This window comes from Acidithiobacillus sp. TH-A36, assembly GCF_057473445.1.
In genome coordinates this window covers 1-1,998 of record NZ_JBYCKP010000438.1, presented here as the reverse complement: position 1 = coordinate 1,998, position 1,998 = coordinate 1, and the positions used below count along the sequence as shown (strand labels likewise).

3 protein-coding genes are annotated in these 1,998 nt (G+C 48.7%); all 3 read right to left on the bottom strand.

Translation table 11 applies throughout. The features are described 5' to 3' along the window. Positions 1-266, bottom strand: a 266-nt coding sequence (locus tag AC2VLY_RS11270) for a PepSY domain-containing protein (protein ID WP_486893328.1), incomplete at its 3' end; no start/stop codon positions are given. Between the two features lie 91 nt (positions 267-357). Further along, positions 358-939 carry a cytochrome b/b6 domain-containing protein gene (locus tag AC2VLY_RS11265; RefSeq protein ID WP_486893327.1) on the bottom strand — a complete coding sequence of 194 codons (582 nt, stop codon included), beginning with the start codon at positions 937-939 and terminating at the stop codon, positions 358-360. A 104-nt stretch (positions 940-1,043) separates the two neighbouring features. Then, the coding region (locus AC2VLY_RS11260; RefSeq protein ID WP_486893326.1) for a YncE family protein at positions 1,044-1,998 on the bottom strand (955 nt) is incomplete at its 5' end.

The window sequence follows — 1,998 nt, the reverse complement described above, 5'->3', positions numbered from 1 at the left end:
GTCATGGCATCAACACCGACTTCATGACTGACATGCCCTTTTTTGATCACGAAAGAATATCGTAAGCCACTGCCGCCTTTTTCTTTCTCCAGCTCCTGATCGGTGATGTTACCGGGATAAGTCCGTAAAGCCGTAGCGCGTGCCTGGGCAATACTGATCTTCGCTTTTCCAGCCAATTCCTGGCCGGTAAAAGCATAAGCACCAAAAGCAGACAGCAATAACACCCCGCCCACAATACCGCCCACCAGCCGTATAGATATCTTCATGATTTTGCTCCTGTTACCTGCGTTAAATGATGGATGGATCCCATTGACCCCTTCCGTTTACGCACTATACCGCTCCGGTATTAGCCCAAAATTAGGGAATAAATATTCGCAAAATCCGTGGGGTACGCAATGCATGCAGCAGAGCCATGGCAATATGACCCCACCAGTAAGCCCATACCAGATTGGCAATCAGGGAATGGATGGCATGGGGAATGCCATAAGCATCGCCGGGCCTGACGCCGCCAGCCGCATAAATCATCACAAACATCACCACCCCCGAAGCCCCCATGGTGGAAATGGCCAGAAGACCCAAACCATGGACCAGGCCCGGCAATCCGCCACGCATACCCGCCGGGGGGAAAATACCGCGTGTCGCACCCTGAATATCTTTGCCAATACGCTGCAGATAAACCCCATGATAGGGAAACAGATGGGCACGTAATTGAGCGTTCCCGGCAACAACCAGCCAGAACAGGATGATCACCAGGGTACTGGCCATCCCCACCCACATATGGGATACAAACAGAAAGTGCCGAAACGCTGAAATACCTACATGTTTCCAGATGGCTTTCATGTCCAGCTCGCTCATCAACTGAAAGGTGATGAACAGCGCTAAAAATATATGGAGCCACTTGACACTGCGTGGCCAGGGTAAGCTATCTGATCCGTGCATCGATGAAACCCTTTTTATAAAATGTCCGGTTGCTTGGTTAAAAAACGACCTGCTTATGGCAAGTCGTGAATTATAGCTATGAGTAGCAACCGGAAGTCTATCCCTCAATCATGGACAGGCTGATACACATAAACCGCATGCGCCTCGCCCACATAAACAAAAATCTTGTGGTTACCGGGGTCTACCGCTCCAGTATGGGTCTTGCCATAACCGGTAGAGACAAAAGTAACCGGCTTCATGGTTCGGGCATTATAGACATTGAAGCCTTTGGCATTACTTTCAAAGGCATAAACCAAATGATAGGCCGGATCATAGGCAACCTGATCAATACCGGCCCGCGCAGGCAACTGCTTGACCACTTTCAAATTGCCCGCATTAAAGACAAAAATCCGGGAACCCGTAGTGCCCACCCAAAGTGTATGGTTTTCCGGATCAACAATTTGTCCCTTGGTATCAGGATGATGCTTTGTCGCTGAGACCAGAAAGTAAGGAGCAACATTGGTCTTGTCTTCAATTTGCCCGTTCAGAAAATTGATTTTTTCTTCCCAGGAATCATCCGGCATGTACAACAAATGCCGGGCACTGAGCAACACACCCAGATCAGGACCATGACCAGTTTCCGGATACAAGGAAATTTTCCCGACAAATTTGGGTGCTTTTCCCAGGGTATACACATCAATCCAGTTACTGTCATCCATGGCCACATAAAGACGTCCCAATTTCTGGTCCACCCAGATGCCATCAGCACCAGAACCTACCGTATCAAAGACATTAACCACCTTCCAGTCAGCCTTATTGACAACAAAAATTCTGGACTTTTTTTCAGGTACAGTATTATTGCCCGCGCCCGCCGAATGCTCCAGTTTATTGGATGTCCAATAAACGTATTGATGGTCAAAAGCCATACCATATGGACGGACAAGACCGTCACGAACCACCTTGACGAGTGCGTTCGTATCCGCATTGATGACCACGCCACCGGCATTGGTCTTTCCCATGGATACATAAACACAATGATTGGAAGGATCATAACTGACTGCATCGCCACCTTGATCCGTG